The sequence below is a fragment of the Streptomyces sp. NPDC001709 genome, from assembly GCF_053596375.1.
Window position 1 is genome coordinate 77,716 of record NZ_JBSFGB010000024.1, and the last position, 24,704, is coordinate 102,419.

Annotated in this window: 20 protein-coding genes and 1 pseudogene; 12 read left to right on the top strand and 9 right to left on the bottom strand. The window is 70.5% G+C overall.

The window, feature by feature from the left end:
- Positions 1-100: 100 nt before the first annotated feature.
- From ACWC0C_RS30565 to ACWC0C_RS30575, 3 genes are all read right to left on the bottom strand, one after another.
- On the bottom strand, positions 101-349 hold the full coding sequence (locus ACWC0C_RS30565; RefSeq protein ID WP_450867261.1) for a hypothetical protein: 249 nt from the start codon (positions 347-349) through the stop codon (positions 101-103).
- The gene (locus ACWC0C_RS30570) at positions 346-849 is read right to left on the bottom strand and encodes a sigma factor-like helix-turn-helix DNA-binding protein (RefSeq protein ID WP_449195805.1); all 504 of its coding nucleotides are present in this window, start codon (positions 847-849) and stop codon (positions 346-348) included. The genes ACWC0C_RS30565 and ACWC0C_RS30570 overlap by 4 nt, the downstream gene beginning before the upstream one ends.
- Before the next feature lie 151 nt (positions 850-1,000).
- The gene (locus ACWC0C_RS30575; protein ID WP_450867340.1) at positions 1,001-1,504 is read right to left on the bottom strand and encodes a MarR family winged helix-turn-helix transcriptional regulator; all 504 of its coding nucleotides are present in this window, start codon (positions 1,502-1,504) and stop codon (positions 1,001-1,003) included.
- A 162-nt stretch (positions 1,505-1,666) separates the two neighbouring features.
- Here ACWC0C_RS30575 and ilvA point away from each other — a divergent pair, with 162 nt between their 5' ends.
- The 3 genes from ilvA (at position 1,667) to ACWC0C_RS30590 (ending at position 4,969) form a co-directional block, all read left to right on the top strand.
- Complete coding sequence (gene ilvA / locus ACWC0C_RS30580) at positions 1,667-2,896, top strand: threonine ammonia-lyase (protein ID WP_449195804.1); 1,230 nt, start codon at positions 1,667-1,669, stop codon at positions 2,894-2,896.
- Between the two features lie 217 nt (positions 2,897-3,113).
- On the top strand, positions 3,114-4,115 hold the full coding sequence (locus ACWC0C_RS30585; protein WP_450867264.1) for an ATP-binding cassette domain-containing protein: 1,002 nt from the start codon (positions 3,114-3,116) through the stop codon (positions 4,113-4,115).
- Positions 4,112-4,969 carry an ABC transporter permease gene (locus ACWC0C_RS30590; RefSeq protein ID WP_449195802.1) on the top strand — a complete coding sequence of 286 codons (858 nt, stop codon included), beginning with the start codon at positions 4,112-4,114 and terminating at the stop codon, positions 4,967-4,969. Before ACWC0C_RS30585 ends, ACWC0C_RS30590 begins: the two co-directional genes overlap by 4 nt.
- An 88-nt stretch (positions 4,970-5,057) precedes the next feature.
- On the opposite strand, the gene greA is transcribed toward ACWC0C_RS30590, so the two are convergent.
- Both greA and ACWC0C_RS30600 read right to left on the bottom strand, forming a co-directional pair.
- Positions 5,058-5,558, bottom strand: coding sequence for a transcription elongation factor GreA (greA, locus tag ACWC0C_RS30595; RefSeq protein ID WP_449195801.1), 501 nt, complete (start codon positions 5,556-5,558; stop codon positions 5,058-5,060).
- 197 nt (positions 5,559-5,755) lie between these two features.
- Complete coding sequence (locus ACWC0C_RS30600) at positions 5,756-6,154, bottom strand: DUF4307 domain-containing protein (RefSeq protein ID WP_450867266.1); 399 nt, start codon at positions 6,152-6,154, stop codon at positions 5,756-5,758.
- A 135-nt stretch (positions 6,155-6,289) separates the two neighbouring features.
- Here ACWC0C_RS30600 and mca point away from each other — a divergent pair, with 135 nt between their 5' ends.
- Both mca and ACWC0C_RS30610 read left to right on the top strand, forming a co-directional pair.
- Positions 6,290-7,150, top strand: a complete 861-nt coding sequence (gene mca / locus ACWC0C_RS30605; protein ID WP_450867342.1) for a mycothiol conjugate amidase Mca — start codon at positions 6,290-6,292, stop codon at positions 7,148-7,150.
- Positions 7,143-7,382 (top strand): hypothetical protein, encoded by a 240-nt coding sequence (locus tag ACWC0C_RS30610; protein ID WP_450867268.1) that lies wholly within the window; start codon positions 7,143-7,145, stop codon positions 7,380-7,382. The genes mca and ACWC0C_RS30610 overlap by 8 nt, the downstream gene beginning before the upstream one ends.
- 8 nt (positions 7,383-7,390) lie before the next feature.
- Here the strand turns inward: ACWC0C_RS30610 and ACWC0C_RS30615 are convergent, their stop codons facing one another.
- Positions 7,391-10,594 carry a tetratricopeptide repeat protein gene (locus ACWC0C_RS30615; RefSeq protein WP_450867270.1) on the bottom strand — a complete coding sequence of 1,068 codons (3,204 nt, stop codon included), beginning with the start codon at positions 10,592-10,594 and terminating at the stop codon, positions 7,391-7,393.
- Positions 10,595-11,380: 786 nt separating this feature from the next.
- Between ACWC0C_RS30615 and ACWC0C_RS30620 the strand changes: the two genes are divergently transcribed.
- The 7 genes and pseudogenes from ACWC0C_RS30620 (at position 11,381) to ACWC0C_RS30650 (ending at position 22,919) form a co-directional block, all read left to right on the top strand.
- Positions 11,381-11,557 carry a hypothetical protein gene (locus ACWC0C_RS30620; protein WP_450867271.1) on the top strand — a complete coding sequence of 59 codons (177 nt, stop codon included), beginning with the start codon at positions 11,381-11,383 and terminating at the stop codon, positions 11,555-11,557.
- A gap of 207 nt (positions 11,558-11,764) precedes the next feature.
- The gene (locus ACWC0C_RS30625; RefSeq protein WP_450867273.1) at positions 11,765-13,792 is read left to right on the top strand and encodes a HelD family protein; all 2,028 of its coding nucleotides are present in this window, start codon (positions 11,765-11,767) and stop codon (positions 13,790-13,792) included.
- 373 nt (positions 13,793-14,165) lie between these two features.
- A pseudogene (locus tag ACWC0C_RS30630) lies at positions 14,166-16,225 on the top strand (thioredoxin domain-containing protein).
- Between the two features lie 217 nt (positions 16,226-16,442).
- On the top strand, positions 16,443-17,711 hold the full coding sequence (locus ACWC0C_RS30635) for a glycosyltransferase (protein WP_449195796.1): 1,269 nt from the start codon (positions 16,443-16,445) through the stop codon (positions 17,709-17,711).
- Positions 17,708-19,351, top strand: coding sequence for an ArnT family glycosyltransferase (locus ACWC0C_RS30640; protein ID WP_450867274.1), 1,644 nt, complete (start codon positions 17,708-17,710; stop codon positions 19,349-19,351). Before ACWC0C_RS30635 ends, ACWC0C_RS30640 begins: the two co-directional genes overlap by 4 nt.
- On the top strand, positions 19,348-20,523 hold the full coding sequence (locus tag ACWC0C_RS30645) for a glycosyltransferase (RefSeq protein ID WP_450867275.1): 1,176 nt from the start codon (positions 19,348-19,350) through the stop codon (positions 20,521-20,523). Before ACWC0C_RS30640 ends, ACWC0C_RS30645 begins: the two co-directional genes overlap by 4 nt.
- Positions 20,520-22,919, top strand: a complete 2,400-nt coding sequence (locus ACWC0C_RS30650) for a galactose oxidase-like domain-containing protein (protein ID WP_450867277.1) — start codon at positions 20,520-20,522, stop codon at positions 22,917-22,919. Before ACWC0C_RS30645 ends, ACWC0C_RS30650 begins: the two co-directional genes overlap by 4 nt.
- Here ACWC0C_RS30650 and ACWC0C_RS30655 read toward each other — a convergent pair.
- From ACWC0C_RS30655 to ACWC0C_RS30665, 3 genes are read right to left on the bottom strand one after another with little or no spacing between them, the layout of a single operon-like run.
- Entirely contained in the window at positions 22,906-23,250 is a 345-nt protein-coding gene (locus ACWC0C_RS30655) for a hypothetical protein (protein ID WP_450867279.1), read from the bottom strand. The two genes, ACWC0C_RS30650 and ACWC0C_RS30655, sit on opposite strands and share 14 nt — an antisense overlap.
- 47 nt (positions 23,251-23,297) lie before the next feature.
- The gene (locus ACWC0C_RS30660) at positions 23,298-24,029 is read right to left on the bottom strand and encodes a Mut7-C RNAse domain-containing protein (protein ID WP_450867280.1); all 732 of its coding nucleotides are present in this window, start codon (positions 24,027-24,029) and stop codon (positions 23,298-23,300) included.
- Between the two features lie 33 nt (positions 24,030-24,062).
- Positions 24,063-24,704, bottom strand: coding sequence for a TetR/AcrR family transcriptional regulator (locus ACWC0C_RS30665; protein WP_449195790.1), 642 nt, complete (start codon positions 24,702-24,704; stop codon positions 24,063-24,065).

Below are 24,704 nucleotides of genomic sequence, written 5' to 3' on the forward strand. Positions count from 1 at the left end.
CCGCGCGCACGGGCCGTACCGCCGCCGTCCTGCCGTAGCCCCTCCGGCGCGTGGACGTACCGACCGCCGGTCCGGGTCCCACTGCTGTCCGCCCGCCAGGTCACCAGCCGGTGATCGGCGGTGTCGTCTGCGAGGGCGGCTGCGTCCACGGGTGCACACGGGCCGCCCACACACTGAATGCGACGGCCGCGGCCAGGGCCAGCATCCACATCACCCGGCGGACGAGTCGCCTGCGCCTCAGCAGGCGCTCGCCACGGCGTACCGCCTCCACGCACAGGTCCGGCGGCACCGGTGCCGGGACCTGCTCCATGATCTGCCGCGCGGCGGCCTCCCGCTCGATCCGGTTCATGAGGGCGCCACCTGACTGCCCGCCGTTCGCGGCGGAGCCGGGCGGGGTGGATGGAGCAGGGTGGCTGTCGCGCGGTCGCAGATGGTGTGGACGCGTTCCACCGGCAGCCCCAGGAGGGCCGCCGCCTGTTCCTCGGCCACGCCTTCGTAGAGGCGAAGTACGAGGACCAGGCGTTCCTGGGGGGTGAGCACGGCGAGCGGGCTGCGCGGATCGGGGCGGGCGCGGCCGAAGGCGCCGTAGTGGTGCCAGGTCGTGCGCGCGAACCGGGTGGCGAGGTACTGGCGGGCGCAGTCGTACGGGTCCTCGCCGTGCAGCCGGTCCCAGCGCGCGTAGGTGTGGGCGAGCGCGAGTGTCAGCAGGCGCCGCGCGCGCGGGTTGGCGTTCGGTGCCTCCGCCGTGAGGAGCGTGGCGGCATGCAGCAGACGTCCGGCCGCGCCCGCGACGAACGCCTCGAACTCCCGGGCCCGGCGGGCACCCCGGAACACCTGCCGATCACGCACCGCGCCTCCCCCTGAAGGGGCCCTGTCCGGTACGGGACAGGTGAACCGCGTACGAACGACACAGGACCCGGTCGTCTCATATGAGGCCAGCGGCGGCCCGGGGTCAAGACTCCGGCACCGACCGGTCCGGGTACCCGGTGGGCGTCCGCCCTCAGGAGGCCGGCGGCTGATCCGCCGGCGCGGTCCCCAGCGTCATCCGCGCGGAGAGCGCGCGGTTGAAGCGGGTCAGGAGCGTGCAGAACTGCTCGCGTTCCTCCGGTGCCCAGTCCTGCGTCAGCTCGGCCATCAACTGACGCCTGGAGGAGCGCACCTCCTCCAGCCGGGCGATCCCGCGCGGGGACAGCTGAAGGACCACCGCACGCCCGTCCTCGGGGTGCGAGGTGCGCTTGACGAGCCCGGTGTCGACCAGCGGAGCCACCTGCCGGGTCACCGTGGAGGAGTCGATGCCCATGCTCGCGGCGAGCGCCTTGACCCCCATCGGGCCTTCTTTGTCGAGGCGGTTGAGCAGCAGATAGGCCGCCCGGTCCATGGAGTTGCGCACCTGCCCGACCCCGCCGAGCCGCGTCTGTTCGGCACGGCGTGCGAACACCGCCACCTCGTGCTGGAGGGTGTCGAGGAGACCGGTGTCACCGACGGTCGTCATGTCCATCGACATTTCAGGTGTTGTGGGCATGGCCGGAGGCTCGCTTCATGAAGGGCTGCTGGGTTGGGGGACAGGGTACGCGGCCCGGCGGCGGGTCGTACCGGCGCTGCGCAAACCGGTCTCGGAGCTTGGTCACTCCAGTCGTGTACGACCGTGAACTGCGATGCTGGAGTCATGAGCTACGGCACGGCTGACACCTTGCGTTCCGTCACCCTCGACGATGTGCGCGGCGCCCGGAAGATGCTCTCGGGCGTGGCACGGGTAACCGCGATGGAGGGGAGCCGGCACCTGTCCCAGCTGGTCGGCGCGCCGGTGCAGCTCAAGTGCGAGAACCTCCAGCGCACCGGCTCGTTCAAGCTGCGCGGCGCCTATGTGCGCATCGCCGGGCTGCTGCCGGAGGAGCGGGCGGCCGGCGTGGTGGCCGCGAGCGCCGGGAACCACGCGCAGGGCGTGGCGCTGGCGTCCTCGCTGCTCGGTGTGCACTCCACGGTGTTCATGCCGAAGGGCGCCCCGCTGCCCAAGGTCAGCGCGACCCGGGACTACGGCGCCGAGGTGCGCCTGCACGGCCAGGTGGTCGACGAGACGCTGGCCGCCGCCGAGGAGTACGCGGCCGAGACGGGCGCGGTGTTCATCCACCCCTTCGACCACCCGGACATCATCGCCGGGCAGGGCACGGTCGGCCTGGAGATCCTGGAGCAGTGCCCGGAGGTGCGCACGATCGTCGTCGGTGTCGGCGGCGGCGGGCTCGCGGCCGGGATCGCGGTGGCGGTGAAGGCGATACGCCCGGAGGTCAGGATCGTCGGTGTCCAGGCGGAGGGCGCGGCGGCCTACCCGCCCTCGCTGGCGGCCGGGCATCCGGTGTCGGTGGAGAACCCGGCGACGATGGCCGACGGCATCAAGGTGGGCCGGCCCGGCCTGGTGCCGTTCGGGATCATCAGCGAGCTGGTCGACGAGGTGCGCACGGTCAGCGAGGACCAGCTGTCGGCCGCGCTGCTGCTGTGCCTGGAGCGGGCCAAGCTGGTCGTCGAGCCGGCTGGGGCGAGCCCGGTCGCGGCGCTGCTGGCCGCGCCGGACGCCTTCGAGGGCCCGGTCGTCGCGGTGCTCTCCGGCGGCAACGTGGACCCGGTGCTGATGCAGCGCGTGCTGCGCCACGGCATGGCCGCGCAGGGCCGCTACCTGGCCGTTCGGCTCCGGCTCACGGACCGCCCGGGTGCCCTCGCCACGCTCCTCGGGGTGTTGTCAGTGGTCGACGCTAACGTCCTCGACGTGAGCCACGTCCGAACCGACCCCCGGCTCGGGCTCACGGAGGCGGAGGTGGAGCTGCACCTCGAGACGAAGGGCCCGGTGCACTGCGCCGAGGTCGGCCAGGCCCTGCGGGACGCGGGTTACACCGTCATCGGCTGAGAGCCCCGGCTCCCGGGACCGCAACTCCATCGATCACTCGTTCGAGTCAATCCCCGGCCCAAACCCATTGAGAGACGCGATACATCGCGTTACGGTGTGTGGGCGGCCGGCCACCGGTCGTCTGCCCGCAGAAAAACCACGGGCGGATCGGGAGCGCGCAAACCTAGCCTTTCCGAAGAAATCCCGCACGACGATCCCCGATGACGTGGAGACAGACATGCCAGGCGCCATCCATGCCGAAGGCCTGGTGAAGACCTTCGGCGACGTAAGGGCTCTCGACGGCGTAGATCTGGACGTGCCCGAGGGCACGGTCCTCGGCCTCCTCGGGCCGAACGGCGTCGGCAAGACGACGACCGTCCGCTGCCTGACGACCCTGCTGCGCCCCGACAGCGGCAAGGCGGTCGTCGCGGGCGTGGACGTGCTGAAGGACCCCGACGCGGTACGCCGCTCCATAGGCCTGTCCGGCCAGTTCGCCGCGGTCGACGAATACCTGACCGGCCGGGAGAACCTGCAGATGGTCGGGCAGCTGTACCAGATGAGGGCCAAGGCGGCCAGGCAGCGCGCCTCAGAGCTGCTGGAGCAGTTCAACCTCGCGGACGCCGCCGACCGCCCCACCAAGACCTACTCCGGAGGCATGCGCCGCCGGCTCGACCTCGCCGCGGCCCTCGTGGTCTCGCCGCCGGTGATGTTCATGGACGAGCCGACCACCGGCCTCGACCCGCGCAACCGCCAGCAGCTGTGGGAGGTCATCAAACAGCTCGTCTCCGGCGGTACGACCCTGCTGCTCACCACGCAGTATCTGGAGGAGGCCGACCACCTCGCGCACGACATCGCGGTGGTCGACCACGGCCGGGTCATCGCCAAGGGCACCTCCGACCAGCTCAAGGCCCGCACCGGCGGCGAGCGCGTCGAGATCGTGGTGCACGAGCGTGAACACATCACCGACACCGCCGAGGTGCTGCGCGGCTTCGGCAAGGGCGACGTCACGGTCGAGGAGCACACCCGCAAGCTCACGGTCCCCGTCACCGGCGGCGCCAAGCTGCTCGCCGAGATCATCCGCGAGCTGGACACCCGCGGGATCGAGATAGACGACATCGGGCTGCGCCGCCCCACCCTCGACGACGTCTTCCTGTCGCTGACGGGACACGTGGCCGAGACCGCCGCTCAGGACGACCAGGACGAGAGTCACGCGCAGACCGGCAAGGAGGCCGTGAAGTGAGCGCCGTCAGCGAAGCCGTGCGGGTGGCACCGCCGGGCAATCCCATCAGCCGGTCCTTCCGCGACTCCATGGTCGTGGCGAAGCGCAACCTGATCCGCATGTCCAGGATCCCCGAGATGATCATCTACGGGCTGATCCAGCCGATCATGTTCGTGGTGCTGTTCACCTACGTCTTCGGCGGCTCCATGCGGATCGGCGCCAGCGCCAGCGCCATCGACTACAAGAACTTCCTGATGGCGGGCATCTTTGCGCAGACCGTCACGTTCGCCACCGCAAGCTCCGGCGCCGGCATCGCCGACGACATGCACAAGGGGCTCATCGACCGATTCCGCTCCCTGCCGATGGCACGCGGTGCGGTGCTGACCGGGCGCACCCTCGCCGACCTGGTGCAGACGGCCGTGACCCTGGTCGTGCTCGCCGTGGTCGCCCTGGTGGTCGGCTGGCGCGTCGGATCCGACGGCGACACCAACGTCGGCAAGGTCCTCGCCGCCTTCGCCCTGCTGCTCCTGCTCGGCTATGCGTTCACCTGGATCGGCGCGCTGATCGGCATGTCCGTGCGCACCCCCGAGGCGGCCACGTCCAGCGGGCTGATCTGGCTGTTCCCGGTCACGTTCATCTCCAATGCCTTCGTGGACCCCGGTCACATGACCCCGTGGCTGCGGCACATAGCCGAGTGGAACCCCTTCAGTGCCACCGCGCAGGCCTGCCGAGTGCTCTTCGCCAACCCCGGCCGGTCCACCTCGCACGCCTGGCCGATGGAGCACCCGGTCTGGGCCTCGCTGATCTACTCGATCCTGATCATCGCCGTCTTCCGCACCCTCGCCGTCCGCAAGTACCGCTCGGCCACCGCCTGACGGCTCCGGGCACGCTGCGGGTACGGCAAAGCCCCCGGTGTCCGGCGGAATCCGGCGGACACCGGGGGCTCGAGGTCAGGGGAGTGGATCAGCCCGAGTACGGCTCGGCCTTCAGGATCCTCACCGAGGCCTTCTTGCCGTTCGGGAGTTCGTACTCCGCGTCCTCGCCGACCTTGTGGCCGATGACGCCGGCGCCGAGCGGGGACTGCGGCGAGTACGTCTCGATGTCGGCGCTCGCGTACTCACGGGACGCGAGCAGGAACGTCATGGTGTCGTCCTCGTCACCGTCGAAGGCGATCGTGACGACCATGCCCGGCGCGACGGCGCCGTCGGCGGAGACCTGGGCCTCGCCCACCTGGGCGTTCTCGAGAAGCTGGGTCAGCTGCCGCACGCGCAGCTCCTGCTTGCCCTGCTCCTCCTTGGCCGCGTGGTACCCGCCGTTCTCGCGCAGGTCGCCCTCCTCGCGCGCGGCCGCGATCTTGGCGGCGATCTCCGTGCGCGCAGGACCAGTAAGGTACTCAAGCTCGTTCTTGAGCTTGTTGTACGCCTCCTGGGTCAGCCAGGTGACGTTCTCGCTGGTCTGGGTCACAGGGTGCTCCTCGTCGGTACTGGGAATACAAAGCATCGCCCTCCCCAGAAGCATGTTCTCTCTTGGATGGGCGAAACCACGAGCCTAACAATTCAAGGCCGGAAGGGGGAGGACATAAGCCATCAGAATCACATCAACGCAGGTCAGCGTGTACGTATTCCGGGTGACGGCCGGGGAGTGCGCGCCGCTCGCCGTCCTCAGCCGGTGTGACAGCCGAGCAGCTCGGCCGTCGTGCCCTTCGCCGTCGTACGCAGCGTAACGACCTTGTCGATACGCGTGGCCGATCCCGTGAAGCGGAAGTCGGCCCGGCCCACCTCGGAGCCGTCGGCCGCCTGGGAGCGCAGGGTGCAGTAGCCGTCGGTGCCGGAGTCCTTGTGGACCTCCAGATGCACCCGCACCGCGTTGTCCGTGGCGTCGAAGGTGATCACCTGGGCGCTGATCCCGCTCTCCACGACGTAGTGGTAGGCGAAGTAACCGACCAGTGCGAGCAGGGCCGTGCCGAGCACCGCACCGGCGATCTTGAGTTTGCGGTCCGCACGCTCGTCCGAGGAACGGCCGTAGCGGCCCTCGGGCAGCCGCGCGCTCGCCGTACTCATGATCGTCCTCTCGGCAGGAGCCGGTCTCGGAATTATTCGCCCCCCGATTCCGTCACTATAGAAGCCGCCGATCGCGCCGAGACCACGGGGCGCCGACTTACCGAGGATTGAGTCTTGACTGACCAGCTGCGACTGATGGCCGTTCACGCGCACCCCGACGACGAGTCGAGCAAGGGCGCGGCCACCATGGCGAAGTACGTGTCCGAGGGGGTGGACGTGCTGGTGGTGACCTGCACCGGCGGAGAGCGCGGGTCCGTCCTCAATCCCAAGCTCCAGGGCGACACGTACATCGAGGAGCACATCCACGAGGTGCGCAAGAGGGAGATGGACGAGGCCCGCGAGATCCTCGGCGTCGGCCAGGAATGGCTCGGCTTCATCGACTCCGGCCTGCCCGAGGGCGATCCGCTGCCCCCGCTTCCCGAGGGCTGCTTCGCCCTGGAGGACGTCGACAAGGCGGCCGGCGAGCTGGTGCGCAAGATCCGCGCCTTCCGCCCGCAGGTGATCACCACCTACGACGAGAACGGCGGCTACCCGCACCCCGACCACATCATGACCCACAAGATCTCCATGGTGGCGTTCGAGGGCGCGGCGGACACCGAGAAGTACCCGGAGTCCGAGTTCGGCGAGGCCTACCAGCCGCTGAAGCTGTACTACAACCAGGGCTTCAACCGCCCCCGCACCGAGGCGCTGCACCACGCGATGCTGGACCGTGGCCTGGAGTCGCCGTACGGGGAGTGGCTCAAGCGCTGGAAGGAGTTCGAGCGCACCGAGCGCACGCTGACCACGCACATTCCGTGCGCGGACTTCTTCGAGATCCGCGACAAGGCGCTCATCGCACACGCCACGCAGATCGACCCCGACGGCGGTTGGTTCAAGGTCCCGATGGAGCTGCAGCGGGAGGTCTGGCCGACGGAGGAGTACGAGCTGGCGAAGTCTCTCGTCGACACCTCCCTCCCCGAGGACGACCTCTTCGCGGGCATCCGCGACAATGCCTGACATGAGCGCAAGCGTGAGCCTGGCAGTGACGCACCTCGTCCCCCTCGCCAAGGAGGTCGACGAGAACAAGGTCACCCCCGGAGTCCTCGGCTTCATCGTCTTCGCGGTGATGGCCCTGGCGGTGTGGGGCCTGATGAAGTCGATGAGCAAGCACATGAACAAGGTCGACTTCAAGGAGGCCCCGGACACGGAGGCCGAGCAGAAGACGGACTCCGCGGCACAGCGGGGCTGACCCGCACCTCAGCGCCCGTCCGGTACCGCCACCCCCATCACCTCCCGGGCGTGGCGGTCCGGGGTCATGCGCAGGCGCCAGGCCTGCCAGCCGTCCTCCAGGCTGACCCCGCGTTCCAGCAGCAGGGCGTACGCCGAGACATAGTCGGCCAGCTTCTCGTCCCGCAGCCGATGGCTGGCGCGGGCCAGCTGGGCCAGCTCCTCCTGGGCGACCGCCGTGCCCACCTCCACCCCGCCCGGCGCCGCGTACGGCAGCAGGGTGCAGCGCAGGAAGCGGGCCCAGTCCTCGCCGCGCCGGTCGCCGTAGGAGGCGAACAGGTCCAGCGCCTCGTCGGACAGGGCGAGCGCCGCCTGCGTACGGGCGTTTCCGGCGTCGACCACCGCCAGCTCCAGGCAGGTCCACGCCTCCCCGTGGGCGACGCCGATGCGCTGGAAGTCGGCGCGGGCGTCCACGAGGAGCTGCCGGGCGAAGCCGGAGTTGCGCAGCGAGCCGGTCTGCGCGGCCCGCTGGTCGCGGGTGACCCGGGCCGAATGGTGCCGGGCGCAGGCCAGGCCGTAGACGTCCCGCATCCGGGAGAACATCGTGCGGGACCGCTCCAGGTCACGCACCGCCTGGTCCAGATCGCCGGACTCCTCCAGTGCCTGGCCCAGGTAGTACAGCGTCCACGCCTCACCGCGCGCGTCCTCGTTCTCCCGGTGCCGGGCGGCGGCCTGCCTGAGGCTGTCCACGGCCGGTGAGGCATCGCCGTCCACCAGTCGGGCCCGGGCCAGCTGGGTCAGCGCCCACGCCTCCCCGCGCGCGTCCTGCGTCCTGCCGTACCGCTCCAGGGCCGCCCGCAGCTCGGTCTCCGCGCGCGGTACGTCCCCCATCCGCAGGGCCAGCTGCCCGAGCTGGAAGTGCGCCCAGGCCTCGCCGTGCACCGAGCCGCCCTCGCGGTGCAGGACCAGGGAGCGGGTGAGCAGCTCCAGCGCCTCGGCGAGCCGGGCCCGGTCGCGCTGGACGGCGGCCAGGGCGTGCATCGTCCAGGCCCGGTCCGTGGCCAGCTCCGGTGCCGCCTGCAGATCCAGCGCCTCCTGCAGCTTGGCGGCGGCCTCGGTGAGATTGCCCTGGTGGTGCAGGGTGATGCCGAGGGAGCACAGGGCGCGGGCCGCCCCCGCGTCATGGTGCGCCTCCCGGTACAGGTCCACTACCGAGGCCAGCGTGGTACGCGCCTTGTCCAGCTCGCCCAGCTGCCGGGCCGCGATACCGGTACGCCACTGCACCGAGCGCACCAGCAGCCCCTGGTCCACGGACTGCGCCAACTCGCTGATCTCGCCGAGCCGGTACAGGTCGCCGCGCAGCAGACAGTAGTCGCACAGCGCGCCCAGCAGGTTCTGCACCGCCGACTGGTTCACGCCCTCCGCGTGGCGCAGGGCCGCGGTGATGAAGCTGGACTCGTCGTCCAGCCAGCGCAGCGCCTCGTCCAGCGAGGTGAAGCCGTGCGGGCCGAACTGGTGCGAGCGCGTCGACATGTTCCCGTCGACCAGGCGCAGCACCGAGTCGGCCAGCTCCGCGTAGTTCACGATCAGCCGTTCCTGCGCCGCCGTGCGTTCGGCCGGGTCCTCCTCGTCCAGCAGCCGGGCCTGGGCGAAGCCGCGCACCAGGTCGTGCAGCCGGTAGCGGCTGCCGCGGACATGGTCGATGAGCCCGGCCCGGGCGAGGGCGACGAGATGCCGGGTGGCCTCGGCCTCGTCCGTGGCGAGCAGACTGGCGGCCGCCGCGGCGCCCAGCGAGGCACGGCCCGCGAGCGCGAGTCTGCGCAGGAGCCGGCGCGAGGCCTCCGGCTGGTCGGTGTAGCGCAGCCACAGGGCACGCTCCACCGGCTCCACCGGGCCGTACGCGCCCAGGTCCGTCGCCAGCTGCCGGGGCGAGCGCGGGCCGAGCGCGGAACCGACGATCCGCAGCGCCAGCGGCAGCCCGCCGGTGAGGTCCCGTATCCGGTCGGCGGACTCGGCGTCGTACGGGCCGGACGCGTCCTGCGCGGCCGCCCCGAGCAGTTCCTCGGCACCCGCCGCGTCCAGCGGCTCGACCGGCAGGTGGTGCACCCAGGCCGGCAGGTCCGCGGGCAGGTCGAGGGCGCTGCGGGCGGTGACGAGGACCAGGCTGTCGGAGCGCTCGGGCACCAGCGCCCGCACCTGCTCCGGGTCCGAGGCGTCGTCCAGCACGATCGTCACCGGCAGGCCGGTCAGATGCTGGTGGTACAGCTCGCCGAGCCGCTTGACCTGCTGATCCGGGGAGGAGCGCTCCCGGAACAGCAGCTGCTCGCGGGGCGCGCCGAGCCGGTTGAGCAGATGCAGCAGGGCGTCCCGCGTCGGCAGCGGCTTCTCCTCCCGCCCGCCGCCGCGCAGATCCACGACCACCGCGCCGCGGAAGTGGTCCCGCAGCTCGTGCGCCGCGCGCACCGCGAGCGTGGTCCGGCCGGAGCCGGGCTCGCCGTGCAGCACGACCACCGTCGGCCGGGTCTCCGTGGCCGCCCTGGCCGCCTGCGCCCACTGCCGCATCCGCGCCAGCTCCGCCCGGCGCCCCGCGAACGGCCCGGCCTCGTCGGGGAGTTGCCCGAACGACTGCTCCAGCACCGAGCGCCGGCGGGCCGCCGCGCTCTTGTCCGCGCCGCGCAACGGTGGGCCACCCGGCTTCTTCGTACCCGTGGAGGAGCTCAGCACCCGCTGCTGGTCGAGGAACGGGCGGATGCCGCGCACCTCCAGCGCGGTCAGCCACTGCAGCCGCAGCTGCTCGGCCCCACCCGGCTGGCCGGCCGCGCCCGCGTCGTGATGCGCGGCGGGCAGATGGGCCCCGGCCACCTTCACCACGGAGGCGGCGGCACCGACCACGCCCGCGGCGACGCCCGCGCCGACGGCCGTGCCGGCGCCGGTGCCGAGAGCAAGGTCGGCCACGGCGGCGGCCACGGCCGCGACGACCGCCACCAGTAAGGCCGTTCCGGCGCCCTCGCGGGCGTACCGCTGCCCGAAGGTCAGCCGGCCGGCCTCGGCCTCGTCCAGTGCACGGGCATAGGCCTCGTACTCCTCGCCGGCCGCCCCCGCCATCGCCTCCAGCGCACCGCGCGCCCGCGACAGCAGCACCTGCCCGTCGACCCGCCCGCCCGAGCGCCGCACCTCCTCCTCGACAGCCCGCACCAGCAGCCGCTCGGCCTCCACCCGGTGACCGTCCCGCATGTCTCGTCCCCCTCTGGCGGCAACTCCCTTGTCCACGAGTGTCCTTCGGGGGAGACGGGAAGGCGAGGGGGCGGCGATCAGGGGGTGGGTGAGGGTTTCGTGCCGACGCCTCAAGGGGCCACCGGCACCGCCGCTGCCGGCCACGCTCGAACCAGAGGCTCCCTGGAGAATCGGTCGAGTTCCCCATGAGCAATGCCGGTGCCCGGGTTGAGGGGGTCGGGCACCTCGGAGCCGTCGAAATCCCTCGACGGCTCCGGGAGGCCGATCGCGTTCCGCTTCTTCGGCGGTCCCGCGGCGGCTGGTGCCGGACGTGCGACCGTGCTGAACAAACTGCGCGAACACGACATCCCTACCCGAAAGGTCACGGGTGACGCGGTGCGACGACCCCCGGAGACATGAAGTCCGCCCGGTCGCAACCATCCGGAAGTGAAATCCGTCGACTCGCAAATCCGCCAGAGGCATAAATCTGCTCAGTCCGCAAATCCGGCAGAGGCACATAGTTCGTTCGGCCGCAATGGTTTTGGCGAGAAAATCCAAGCTTGACAGCGTTGTGGAGCTTGCCTATATTCCAGGCGGCCAAGTCCCCGCCGACCGATATCCGAAGGTGTTCATGACCGCGCCTCTCGCATTGCCGGAATCCAGGCAGCAGTTGATTCTTTCCATTCTCATGCCGTGTTCGCTGCTGATTTGGATAGAAAACACCGTCCTGGTCGGTGATCTTCGCCGCGTCCTCGCTGCGGGCGGCGTACGCAAGCGGTCCGGCCCAGCATCGCGGCCCGAGCCGCGATGGGGGTGGGCAGCGCGCTGATCACGCCCGCCACGATGGCCATCCTCATGTGGACCTTTACCGGGCCCGCGCGGGTTTGGGCGCCGATCGTTGTCGGTCTGGTTCTGCTGGCCGTTCTGCTGGCCGTTTTCGTACTCGTGGAACTGCGCCTCGAGGCGCCCAGCTTTGATCCGTGACTGTTCGCGCAGCGCACATGCGGTGGCGGCAACGTGGCGCTCGGACTGCTGCTCTTCGGTGTGGCCGCCATCACCTTCTACAACGCGTTCTACCTGCAGGGCGCGCTCGGGTTTTCGCCGGCATGGTCCGGTGTGAATCGAAGGAGACCCTTGTTGTCGAAAACGAATGATCCCGCTGTGCGTGCGGTTGCATCGGAGCAGGATTATGTGTCCTCCTTGTATGAGCTGCTCACCGAGCGGATTTCCGAGGCGCGAGCACAGCGCGCGAGTGTGCTGAAGGCCCCGGCGGAAAGCGCCGGTGAGGCATACGAGAGGGAAATCGCCGCCGAGCGTCTGTCCAAGGAAATCGGCCGACTGGAGGGCGCCGAGAAGGGCCTGGTCTTCGGGCGCATCGACTGGACGGATGGCACGGCCCTGCGCATCGGGCGGATCGGACTGCAGACGGAGGAGGATGAGCTGCCTCTCCTCGTGGACTGGCGCGCGAACGCGGCGCGGCCCTTCTACGAGGCGACACCGGTCCACCCGATGGACCTGCGGCGGCGCCGGCACCTGCGCCTCGAGGAGCGCACGGTCGTCTCGGTGAGCGACGAACTGCTGGACGGGACCGCCCCGACCGACGAGGACGTCGTGGGGGACGGCCCGTTGACCGAGGCTCTGTCGGCACGGCGTACGGGCAGGATGCACGCGGCCGTCGCGACGCTGCAGGCCGAGCAGGACGAGATCGTCCGCTCCGCCCACCGCGGGGTGACCGTCGTGCAGGGCGGGCCCGGCACCGGCAAGACGGTGGTCGCGCTGCACCGGGCGGCCTACGTCCTGTACGCGTTCCCGCGCGCCGCGGAGGACGGTGTCCTGGTGGTGGGCCCGAACGCCCGGTTCCTCGACTACATCTCCCAGGTCCTTCCCTCGCTCGGAGAGAACGACGTCGTTCTGGCGACCTGCCGGGAACTGGCCGGGGTGTCCCCGGACGCGGTGGGCCCGTTCGGCACGGCGCGTCTCAAGGGCGGCTCCGACCTCGCCGACGCCCTGGCCGGCCTGCTGCGCGTCCACCAAGCCCCCGCCGGTGACTTCACCGTGCGGGTCGGACAGGAACTGGTTCACCTCCCCGCCGGGGAAGTCGCCGCGGCACGCGACGCCGCCCTGGCAGCCGTACAGGGGCACAACCCCGCGCGCCAGGTGTTCAAAGAGCTCTTGGTCGACGCCGTCACCGACGCGATGCAACGGGACATGGGCGACCTCCTGGAGCAGATCGACGCCGATGCCGAAAGGATGACGGGCATCGACCTCGACCGGTTCACGGGAGTCGCCCAGCGCCGTGTCGAAGGTGCGGCCGACCCGGGTCCGGTCCACGAGCTGGACCTGGACACCATCCGGGCCGATCTCCTCGACGACGCCGGCGTCGACGCAGCGGTCGAGGCGTTGTGGCCGCGGCTGGTACCCGGTGACCTCGTGAAGGCGCTCCTGACGAACGCCGACGCTCTCGCCGAGCGCCTGCCCCGCCTGACCGCGCAGGAGCGGTCCCTTCTGCTGTGCGGTGCGGACGACCCGTGGACCGATGCCGATGTGCCGTTGCTGGACGAGGCGGCGAGCCTGGTCGACGGCCCCCCCGAGCGGACGTACGGGCACGTCGTCGTCGACGAGGCGCAGGAACTGACCGCCATGCAGTGGCGGATGATCGTCCGCCGCTGCCCGTCAAGGTCGATGACGCTGGTGGGTGACTTCGCCCAGGCAGGCCCGGTCGCGACAGCACGCGACTGGAAGGAGGCACTGAGCCCGCACGTCGAACCGCGGTTCAAACTGCACGATCTGACCGTCAGCTACCGGACAACGCAGGAGATTCTGGAGAGCGTCCGGGACCTGCTCACGCGGATCGCTCCGGACCAGAAGCCCACACGGTCACTGCGAAACGGTGAGAGCCCGCGCACCGTGACCACACCCGCGGACGGGTTGGGCACCGCCGTCGTTCAGGAACTCCGCGCCCAGAGCACCGCGTACCCGGGCGAGCTTCTGGGAGTGATCTGCGCGGACACCAGGGTGAGCGAGCTGACGGCCCAGGGCATCGCTCACCACGCACGCATCGTGCCGGCGTCCGAAGCACGCGGCCTGGAATTCGACGGGGTCGTCGTCGTGAACCCCGAGGAAATCACCACGACCCGACCCGGTGGGGAAAGGGACCTGTACGTAGCCCTGACCCGGGCCACCAAGCGCCTCTGCACCATCACCGTCCAGCCCGCCTGACGGCTCGGCGCCCGCGTCGCCGCCGCGGGCGCACGGGTCATTTCAGACGGCAATGCTTTGGGGTCTGTACCCGGCGAGATCGCTGAGAAGCTGAGCATCCAGAACATACATGTACCGATCCTGGTGGATTCGGCAGACTTGTTAAAAGGGTTTCCTGGACTGGGCAGATCTCCGCCCCGAGACCCTGCGCGAAGCGATCGTCGACGTCAAGGTCGGACGATGCGAAGCGCGCGTCGATGATTGCACTGACGGCTCGCCTCCTCCGCCGGGGCGTGGGCATGCACCCTGGCTACGTTCCGTGTCCATCCAATTACACCCGGGTCCGGCCCGCGATTGCGGGGCCGGACGCTCCGGATCGTGCGACGATGCCGATATGAATCGACTGGCCGACTCCCAGTCGCCGTACCTTCTCCAGCACGCCTCCAACCCGGTGGATTGGTGGCCATGGGGGAAGGAGGCGATGGAAGAAGCTAAGCGGCGGGACGTACCTGTGCTCTTGAGCGTGGGTTATGCGTCCTGCCACTTATGCTTCTGACAATCCACTGGTGTCATGTCATGGCTCACGAATCCTTCGAGGACCGGGCCACCGCCGACTACCTCAACGAGCACTTCGTCAGCGTCAAGGTCGACCGGGAGGAGCGCCCGGACGTCGACGCCGTCTACATGGAGGCCGTACAGGCCGCCACCGGGCAGGGCGGCTGGCCCATGACCGTCTTCCTCACCCCGGACGCCGAGCCCTTCTACTTCGGCACCTACTTCCCGCCCGCCCCCCGGCACGGCATGCCGTCCTTCCGGCAGGTGCTGGAGGGTGTGCAGCAGGCCTGGGACACCCGCCGTGACGAGGTCGCGGACGTCGCCGGGAAGATCGTCCGAGATCTCGCCCAGCGGGAGATCAGCCACCAGGCCCCGCAGCCGCCCGGCGAACAGGAGCTCGCGCAGGCGCTGCTCGGACTCACCCGCGAGTACGACCCGCAGCGCGGCGGATTCGGCGGGGCGCCCAAGTTCCCGCCGTCCATGGTGCTGGAGTTCCTGCTCCGGCATCACGCGCGGACCGGCGCCGAGGGCGCGCTGCAGATGGCCCAGGACACCTGTGAGCGCATGGCCCGGGGCGGGATCTACGACCAGCTGGGTGGCGGATTCGCCCGGTACTCCGTCGACCGTGACTGGGTCGTGCCCCATTTCGAGAAGATGCTGTACGACAATGCGCTGCTCTGCCGCGTCTACGCCCATCTCTGGCGGGCCACCGGATCGGATCTCGCCCGGCGTGTCGCACTGGAGACCGCCGACTTCCTCGTGCGTGAACTGCGTACCGGCGAAGGCGGGTTCGCCTCCGCGTTCGACGCCGACAGCGATGACGGCAGCGGGCGGCACGTCGAGGGTGCGTACTACGTCTGGACGCCCGAGCGGCTGCGCGCCGTCCTCGGGGACGCGGACGGCGACCTCGCCGCCCAGTACTTCGGCGTGACCGACGAGGGCACCTTCGAGCACGGGCAGTCCGTCCTCCAACTGCCGCAGGACAACACCGTGTTCGACGCCGGGAAGATCGCCTCCATCAGAGAGCGGCTCCTCGCCGAGCGCGCCACACGCCCCGCACCCGGCCGGGACGACAAGGTCGTCGCCGCCTGGAACGGCCTCGCCATCGCCGCGCTCGCCGAGACCGGCGCCTACTTCGACCGGCCCGATCTCGTCGAGGCCGCGGTCGGTGCCGCCGATCTCCTCGTCCGGGTGCATCTGGACGAGCACGCCCGCCTCGCCCGGACCAGCAAGGACGGCCGGGTCGGCCCCAACGCCGGTGTGCTGGAGGACTACGCCGACGTCGCCGAGGGCTTCCTCGCGCTCGCCTCCGTGACCGGCGAGGGCGTCTGGCTGGACTTCGCCGGGCTGCTGCTCGGCCATGTGCTCGCCCGCTTCACCGACCCCGGGACCGGCGCGCTCTACGACACCGCCGCCGACGCCGAGCAGCTCATCCGCCGGCCGCAGGACCCCACCGACAACGCCACCCCCTCGGGCTGGACCGCGGCGGCCGGCGCCCTGCTGGGTTATGCCGCGCACACCGGCTCCGAGGCCCACCGGACCGCGGCCGAACGGGCGTTGGGGGTCGTCCACGCCCTCGGGCCGCGCGTGCCCCGGTTCATCGGCTGGGGGCTCGCCGTCGCCGAGGCCCTCCTCGACGGCCCCAAGGAGGTCGCCGTCGTCGGACCGGGGCCCGGCCTCGCGGACGAGCGGACGACCGCCCTGCACCGCACGGCACTTCTCGGCACCGCCCCGGGTGCCGTCGTCGCCGTCGGCGCTGCGCAGAGTGACGAGTTTCCGCTCCTCGCCGACCGGCCCCTGCACCAGGGCGAACCGACCGCGTACGTCTGCCGTAACTTCACCTGCGACGCGCCGACGACCGATCCGGAACGGCTGCGCATGACCCTGAACAGGCGTTGAGCACGCGGATTCCCGGGCGCGGGATGGTGTGAACTGTCCGAAACGGAGCACGTGTTCGGATAGATCCCACTACCCGCACCACCATTCCGAAACAAGCTATTTATCGGAAGAGCTCCCGCACTTCACAGATCCCCCCTAGTCTCTCCACAGCGGGTCGACGGATGGTCACTCACCGTCGCCCGCACAGGGGGGAATTCAGGGATCTGGGGGGATCTTTTTGCTCACGTCTGTCTTCATCGCCGCAGTCTCACTGGCCCTGTTCTGGATGGCGGCGTTCACCCTGTGGTGGCAGATGCACGCGTGGCGCACGCCCGAGGTGCTGGCCTCCACCCGGTTCGGCAGGCCGGACGGCGACGAACACCTGTCGTTCTCACTGCTGTTGCCCGCCCGGCACGAGCAGGCGGTGCTGGACCACACCATCCAGCGGCTGCTGGAATCCACGCACACCGACTTCGAGATCATCGTGATCGTCGGGCACGACGACCCGGAGACGACGGAGGTGGCCGACAGGGCCGCCGCGCGCGACCCGCGCGTCCGGGTCGTCGTCGACACCCACGAGAAGAAGAACAAGCCGAAGGCCATGAACACGGCGCTGCCGCACTGCCGCGGCGACGTCGTCGGGGTCTTCGACGCCGAGGACCAGGTCCACCCGGAGCTGCTCGCCCACGTCGACCACGCCTTCCGGACGACGCGGGCGGACGTCGTCCAGGGCGGCGTACAGCTCATCAACTTCCACTCCAGCTGGTACAGCCTGCGCAACTGCCTGGAGTACTTCTTCTGGTTCCGCTCCCGGCTGCACCTGCACGCGCAGAAGGGGTTCATCCCGCTCGGCGGCAACACCGTGTTCGTGCGGACCGACGTCCTCAGGGAAGCGGACGGCTGGGACCCCAACTGCCTCGCCGAGGACTGCGACCTGGGCGTACGCCTCTCCAGCGTCGGCAAGAAGGTCGTCGTCGCCTACGACTCCGACATGGTGACCAAGGAGGAGACCCCGGGCTCCCTCATGTCGCTGCTCAAGCAGCGCACCCGCTGGAACCAGGGCTTCCTGCAGGTGTACCGGAAGAAGGACTGGAAGCAACTGCCCTCGCTCAGGCAGCGGTTGCTCGCCCGGTACACCCTGATGACACCGTTCATGCAAGCCTTCTCCGGTGTGATCATCCCGCTCAACGCGGCCGTCGCGCTCTTCCTGGACGTGCCCGTCGGGATCGCCTTCCTCACCTTCCTGCCGCTGGTCACCGCCGTCGTCACCTTCGTCTTCGAGGTGGTCGGCCTGCACGACTTCGGCAAGCAGTACGGCCTGAAGGTCCGCCTCGGCCACTACGTGAAGCTCATCGTGGGCGGCCCCTTCTACCAGGTCCTCCTCGCCGGTGCCGCGATCCGCGCCGTGTGGCGTGAGCAACGCGGCCGTAACGACTGGGAGTTGACGACCCACGTCGGCGCGCACCTCACCGCGGCCGAGCCCATCCGAGAGGACGTTCCCGCGTGACCTCCACACTCCCCGCGGTGACCACAGCGAAGGTCCCCGCGCAGCGCCCACCTGTGCCGGATGGCCGTCCGACGGGTCGGACAAGCCCACCACGACTCCGCTCCTCCCGCCCCGACCTGCTGCTCTGCGGTGCCCTGCTCACGGCGATCCTCGTCGTCCAGGGCTGGAACATCGCCGACTACCCGACCCTCAGCGACGACGAGGGCACCTACCTCGCCCAGGCCTGGGCCGTCCAGCAGGGCCGCGGCCTCGCCCACTACACCTACTGGTACGACCACCCGCCGCTCGGCTGGATCCAGATCGCCCTGCTCAGCTGGATCCCCTCGGCGGTCAGCCCCGGCTCGATGACCGTCGGCACCATGCGGCTCGTCATGCTCGGGATCACCGGGGTCAGCGCGGTCCTCGTCTACGTCCTCGGCCGCCGGCTCTCCCTGCCCCGCTGGGCCGCCGGACTCGGCATGGCCCTGTTCGGGCTCTCCCCGCTCGCGGTCGTGCTCAGCCGGGAGATCTTCCTCGACAACATCGCCGTGATGTGGCTGCTGCTGGCGTTCTGCCTGGCCGCCTCGCCCAGCCGCCATCTGTGGCACCACTTCGGGGCGGGCCTCGCCGCCGCCGCGGGCGTGCTCACCAAGGAGACGATGCTGGTCGTCCTGCCCGCCCTGTTCGTCACCATGTGGCGGCACAGCCACCGCGACACCCGCAAGTTCGCCCTCACCGGAGCCGTCACCGCCTGCGCCCTGATCGGCTTCTCCTACCCGCTGTTCGCCCTGCTGAAGGGCGAACTGTTCCCGGGCGCCGGGCACGTGTCCCTGTGGGACGGCATCACGTACCAGATGTCCAGGCCGGGCTCGGGATTCATCCTCGACCGGGGATCCGGCTCGTACGGCGTCCTGCACGCCTGGCTGTACTACGACCGTGTCCTGCCCCTCGGCGGCCTCGCCGCGGCCCTGCTCCTGCTGCTCACCTGGCGCTGGTCGGTCACCGCCCGCGCACTCGCCGGACCCGCGCTGACGGTCGCCGTCCTGGCCGCCGTGGCCCTGCGCCCGAGCGGCTATCTGCCCGCCATGTACGTCATCGGCGCGCTGCCCTTCCTCGCCCTGGTGCTGGCCGGCGGCGCCGCCTCCGTCGCGCACGCGGTCCTGCGCAGGGGGCGCGCCGAGAGCGAGAAGCGGTACCTCACCGGCGGCCGGTACGCGCTCGCCGCCGTCCTCGCGCTCGCCGCGGGCGCCTACGTCGTACCGCACTGGTACGACGGCGACCGCACCGCCGTCACCGCCGACGCCAACAAGCCCTACCGGCAGGCCTCCCACTGGCTCGGCACGAAGGTGGCGGACCCGAAGGACACCCGTGTCCTCGTCGACGACGCCCTCTGGCTGGACCTCGTGCACGCCGGGTACCGGCCCGGGCTCGGCGCCATCTGGTTCTACAAGGCCGACCTCGACCCGGCCGTCACCAGGACCATGCCGCACGGCTGGCAGGACATCGACTACGTCGTCGCCTCGCCGACCGTCCGCCGGGACGCCAAGGACCTGCCGGTCGTCAGGGCCGCGATCCGGCACTCCACCCCGGTCGCCACCTTCGGCAGCGGTCCCGACCGCATCGAGATCCGGCAGATCCAGGCCGTGGGAGCGGGCCGATGAACGGCCATGAGTACACCGCCCCCGTCCCCGGTCTCGACGCCGTCGAGGTTCCGGAGCCGGGCGCCGTCACCGTCGTCGTACCGACCTTCAACGAGTCCGCGAACATCCGACAGCTGCTGCACCGGATCACCGAGTCGGTGCCCGCGCGGCTGCCCTGCGAGGTCGTCTTCGTGGACGACTCCACCGACGACACCCCCGAGGTCATCCGCGAGGCCGCCCAGGACTGCCCGTTCCCGGTGGCCGTACTGCACCGCGAGGAACCCGTCGGCGGGCTCGGCGGGGCGGTGGTCGAGGGGCTGAAGGCGGCGACCTCGGAGTGGATCGTCGTCATGGACGGCGACTGCCAGCACCCACCGTCCCTGATACCGGATCTGGTGGCCACCGGCGAGCGGGCGAACGCCGCGCTCGTCGTCGCCTCCCGGTACCTCGAGGGCGGCAGCCGGGCCGGGCTCGCCGGTGGCTACCGGGTGGCCGTCTCGCGCGGCGCGACCTGGCTGGCCAAGGCCCTCTTCCCGCGCAGACTGCGGGGCATCAGCGATCCGATGAGCGGCTTCTTCGCCATCCGCCGCAGCGCGGTGGCGGCGGACGTCCTCAAGCCCCTCGGCTACAAGATCCTGCTGGAACTGGCCGTCCGCAGCCGCCCGCGCCGGGTCGCCGAGGTGCCCTTCGTCTTCCAGGACCGGTTCGCCGGCGAGTCCAAGTCCACCGCCCAGGAGGGCTTCCGCTTCCTGCGCCACCTGGCGGGTCTGCGCACCGCCTCCCCGGTCGCCCGCATGATCGGCTTCGGGCTGATCGGGGCGAGCGGGTTCGTGCCGAACCTCGTCGGGCTCTGGGCGCTCACCGTCCTCGGGATGCACTACCTGCCCGCCGAGATCCTCGCCAACCAGTTCGGGGTCGCCTGGAACTTCCTGCTCATCGAGCAGCTGCTGTTCCGCAACCGGCGCGCGCACCGCCGCTGGTGGGACCGGCTCGGCCGGTTCACCCTGCTGGCCAACGCCGACCTGGTGCTGCGCATCCCGCTGATCGCCCTGCTCGTCGGCCGGTTCGGCATGGGCGCCCTGCCGGCCACGGCGCTCGCGCTGGTCCTGACGTTCGTCCTGCGCTTCGTCGGGACCGAGGCGCTGGTCTACCTCCCCCGCCGCCGGGGGAGCCGAGCAAGGAGAGCCGAGTGAGAGCCAAGTACCGCAGACGGACCGCGCTGGCCGGGGTGGGCGCCCTGACCACCGGTCTGCTCCTGACCGCGCCCCAGCCGGCCGAGGCCGCCAACCTGATCAAGAACCCCGGCTTCGAGACCGCCGGCAGCGACGGCATGCCGTACTGCTGGGAGAAGTCGGGCTGGGGCGACAACGACTTCAGCTTCGCAACCACCTCGGAGGCGCACTCCGGGACCAAGGCCATGAAGGTCACACTGACCCGGCGGGTCAACGGTGACCGCAAGGCGCTGATCACGGAGTCCACCGACTGCGCGCCCGCCGTGTCCGCCGGCAGGCAGTACGACCTCGGGCTCTGGTACAAGACCACGACCCCCGACGCCAACATCACCCTCTTCCGGCACGACGCCACCACCGGCTGGCAGTACTGGACCGACCTCAAGACCCTGGACATGGCGTCCGCCTGGACGCAGGCCACCGTCCGCACGCCCGAGGTCCCGGCCGGCACCGACCGCATCACCTGGGGTGTCTCCGTCTACGGCACCGGCTCGGCGACCACCGACGACTACACCATGGACCAGGTCCCGGACCCGCTCCCGCCGGCCCAGTGCACCGGCACCGCCGACCAGTGCGCAGGCGGCAGTTGGTCGGTGCTGCCGACGCAGAACCCGGTCCGCTCCATGCACTCCGTCGTCCTGAACAACGGCAAGGTGCTGCTGATCGCGGGCTCCGGCAACAGCGAGGAGAACTTCAACGCCGGCACGTTCACCTCGGCGGTGTACGACCCGGCGAACGGCACGTACAAGGTCATCCCGACGCCGAAGGACATGTTCTGCGCGGGCCACGTCCAGCTGCAGGACGGCCGGGTGCTGGTGCTGAGCGGCAACAAGGCGTACCCGGTCGCGGGCGGGCACGGCTACGAGGGGTTCAAGGACTCGTACCTCTTCGACCCGACGACCGAGACCTACACCAAGACCAACGACCTGAACGACGGCCACTGGTACCCGTCGGCCACCGAGCTGGGCAACGGCGACGTCATCTCCTTCGGCGGGCTGCGCGAGGACTCCTCCGGATCGGTGACCGCCGAGAGGTTCTCCTCCGCGCAGAACCAGTGGCTGCCGCTGTCGCAGGTCAACCAGACCTGGTCGTACTGGGGCCTGTACCCGGCGATGATCCTGATGCAGGACGGCCGCCTCTTCTACACGGGCAGCCATGTCTTCGGCAACAACATCCCCGGCACGGGCTCGGCGATCTACGACTACGGCGCCAACACGATCACGCAGATCCCGGGGCTGCAGAACAAGGACCAGCGCGACCAGTCGGCGAGCGTGCTGCTGCCCCCCGCCCAGGACCAGAAGGTCCTCACCATCGGCGGCGGCAACATCGACTCCAACCCGGACGCGAACCGGCTGACCGACCTGATCGACCTCAAGCAGGCGAACCCGTCGTACCTCGCCGGGCCGCCCGTCCCGCAGGGCACCGTCGACCTCGGCAACGGGCCCCAGCCGGAGACCGGCAACCAGGGCAAGATGTACGTCTCCGCCGTACTGCTGCCCGACGGCAAGGTGCTGGAGACCGGCGGCGCGTTGCACAACCGGGCCAACCCGGTGTACGAGTCCTCGATCTACGACCCCGGCACCAACACCTTCGACCCCGTGGCCGCCGACCCCGAGTCCCGCGGCTACCACTCCTCGGCGTTCCTGCTGCCCGACGGCCGGGTGATGGCCACCGGCGACAACCCGGGCAACGGCACCTGGAACCACAACGTGTCGATCTACACCCCGCCCTACCTCTACAAGGGCACGCGTCCGACGATCACCTCGGTGATCAACCAGGAGTGGAAGTACGGCGACACCCAGCGGATCACCGTCGACCGTCCCATCGCCAAGGCGGAGTTGATCCGCCCGGCCGCGGTGACCCATTCGTCCGATCCGAACCAGCGGTTCGTGGATCTGCCGCTGAGCGTGGACGGCAACAACGTCGACCTGAACGTCACGAACAACCCGAACATCGCCCCGCCCGGCTGGTACATGCTCTTCGCGGTCGACGCCAACGGGGTGCCCTCGGTGGCCAAGTGGGTCCACCTGACGGGCCCGACGGCCCTCACCGCCGCGTCCCCGCACATCCACGCCTTCGCCGACTCCCTGTCGGGCCAGGTCTCCGGCCCGGCCGGGAAACGCGCCTCGCAGCGGGTCAGCCCGACCATCTCCGGCTGCGACCGGCACTACGGGTCGGCCAACGTGTGCGTGCCGACGGTGTTCCCGCCCGAGGTGAGGAAGACGGCGGCGGCTCGCTGCGCCTGGCTTCAGCAGAACGACTACGGCCGGCTGAAGGTCAACGGCGCCGACGACCCACTGGGCCTGGACCGGAACCGGGACGGGGTGGCGTGCGGAAAGGGCGACGTCAGGCGCCGTTGAGGATCATTGCCCCGAGGGTGAGCTGAGCGGCCCACTGCACGAACACGGCCCAGAGCCTGGCGTACGTCCACCGGGCTCTGGGCCACACCAGTGCCACCAGACCGGCGAACACCGCCAGCCAGAAGGCGTCGTAGAGGGCGTAGCCGGGGATCGTCGAACACTGCTCGCCGTACTCCAGGCACCTCGAGCCGCGCTCACCGGAGAGCACGACGATCCAGGACAGGGCGACGATCGGCAGGAGCGAGAGCAGTCCGGCGACGGCCCAGCCGGTGATGAACCGGTCCTTGTGCTGCGGGGTCGGCGTCACGTGCTGTTCGGTCGTGGTGTTCATGAAGCCATCCCACCGCGCCGGCCGGTTGCGGAGATCGGCTGCCGTACTCAATCCGCCTGGGTACGCATGCTCAACGCCCGCTCCACGACAGCCTCCAGCTGGTCGTGGTGTGCGCCCTTCCAGTACGCGCGGCCGCAGTCCGTGCACTGGGCGAACACGTCGTACGAACGCTGGGTGCCGTGCTTGAGCTGGTCGGCGACCTCGGCCTTCGTGGCCTGTTTCAGCAGGCCGTTGCAGGCGGTGCAGCGGGTCCAGGGGTGCAGGTCGGGGGCGAAGCGGTCGAGGACGTCGTGGAGCTGGTCGTCGGGGCGGGTGCTGTAGACGAACGCGCCGGCCCACAGTTCGCGGCGGCGCAGCAGGCCCCGGTCGCGGCTGAGCATGACCCGCTGCTCGGCGGCCGAGCGGGTGGCCAGCGCCGCGTCGCCGATGTCGGTCGACTCGTACGCCGTGTCCACGCCGAGCAGGCGCAGGCGGCGGGCGAGCGTGCCGAGGTGGACGTCGAGGAGGAAGCGGAGGGGGGCGCCGGGGACCCGCTGGGGGCGGTCGACGGGGCGTACCCGCACCGTCTCGCCCGCCTTCGGGATGTGCGACGCCGGCACCTCCCGGCCGTCGACGACCAGCGCGCCGACCTCGGTGAGCGGGACGCCGAGGGACTCGATGACATGGCCGAGGGTCGAGACGCCGTCCGTGGCCAGGGGTGTGGTGCCGGCCCGTCGGGCGTGCGGCACGAACAGGTGGAGCGCGGGGGCGACTTCGACGTGGATCTCGGGTCCGTTCACCTCGTCAGCATCGCACGCGGGGCCGCCCGAACCTCAGCGGTTTTCGCTCGGCAGGCCGTGCTCCAGGACGTCGAGGGTGCGGTCGATCAGGGCCGTGAAGTCGTCCCGGTGGTCGTTCTCCGCCCAGTACATGGACGTCTCCATCAGGCCGCCGATCAGGGACATGGCGTAGACCCGGACCTCCAGGCTGTCGGGGTCGCGGCCGGTGCGCTCGCCGATGGCCTGGCAGAGCATGCGGCCGCTGGCCGACATGCTCTCCATCATCCGCGAGCGCACCGCGGGGACCTGGACCATGAGGTGGGTGCGCAGCCGGGAGACCGCGAGATCCTCGGTCATGCCCAGCTCGACGGCCCGGTGCAGGACGTACCGGATGGTGTCGGACCAGGGTTCGTCGGCGGGCCGTGCCTTGATCTCCGCCAGGATGACCGGGTCGTACTCGTCCGTGAGGACGATGTCCTCCTTGGTCGGGAAGTACCGGAAGACGGTCGACGGCGACACCTCGGCGCGCTCGGCGATCTGGTCGATCGTCGTGGCGTCGTAGCCCTGCTCCCGCACGAGGGCGTAGGTCGCGGCGCGGATCGCCTCCCGGGTCTTGATCTTCTTGCGCTCGCGCAGCCCCAGCTGCGGGCGGTCGGCGGGGGAGAGGGGGGAGCGGGGGGAGCGTGCGGCCGTCAT

Excerpts from the sequence above, each read along its gene's own strand:
- ACWC0C_RS30565 (WP_450867261.1), bottom strand. The coding sequence starts at position 349 with ATGAACCGGATCGAGCGGGAGGCCGCCGCGCGGCAGATCATGGAGCAG.
- ACWC0C_RS30575 (WP_450867340.1), bottom strand. The coding sequence starts at position 1,504 with ATGTCGATGGACATGACGACCGTCGGTGACACCGGTCTCCTCGACACC.
- ilvA (WP_449195804.1), top strand. The coding sequence starts at position 1,667 with ATGAGCTACGGCACGGCTGACACCTTGCGTTCCGTCACCCTCGACGAT.
- ACWC0C_RS30585 (WP_450867264.1), top strand. The coding sequence starts at position 3,114 with ATGCCAGGCGCCATCCATGCCGAAGGCCTGGTGAAGACCTTCGGCGAC.
- ACWC0C_RS30600 (WP_450867266.1), bottom strand. The coding sequence starts at position 6,154 with ATGAGTACGGCGAGCGCGCGGCTGCCCGAGGGCCGCTACGGCCGTTCC.
- mca (WP_450867342.1), top strand. The coding sequence starts at position 6,290 with ATGGCCGTTCACGCGCACCCCGACGACGAGTCGAGCAAGGGCGCGGCC.
- ACWC0C_RS30610 (WP_450867268.1), top strand. The coding sequence starts at position 7,143 with ATGCCTGACATGAGCGCAAGCGTGAGCCTGGCAGTGACGCACCTCGTC.
- ACWC0C_RS30615 (WP_450867270.1), bottom strand. The coding sequence starts at position 10,594 with ATGCGGGACGGTCACCGGGTGGAGGCCGAGCGGCTGCTGGTGCGGGCT.
- ACWC0C_RS30620 (WP_450867271.1), top strand. The coding sequence starts at position 11,381 with ATGGGGGTGGGCAGCGCGCTGATCACGCCCGCCACGATGGCCATCCTC.
- ACWC0C_RS30645 (WP_450867275.1), top strand. The coding sequence starts at position 19,348 with ATGAACGGCCATGAGTACACCGCCCCCGTCCCCGGTCTCGACGCCGTC.
- ACWC0C_RS30655 (WP_450867279.1), bottom strand. The coding sequence starts at position 23,250 with ATGAACACCACGACCGAACAGCACGTGACGCCGACCCCGCAGCACAAG.
- ACWC0C_RS30665 (WP_449195790.1), bottom strand. The coding sequence starts at position 24,704 with ATGACGGCCGCACGCTCCCCCCGCTCCCCCCTCTCCCCCGCCGACCGC.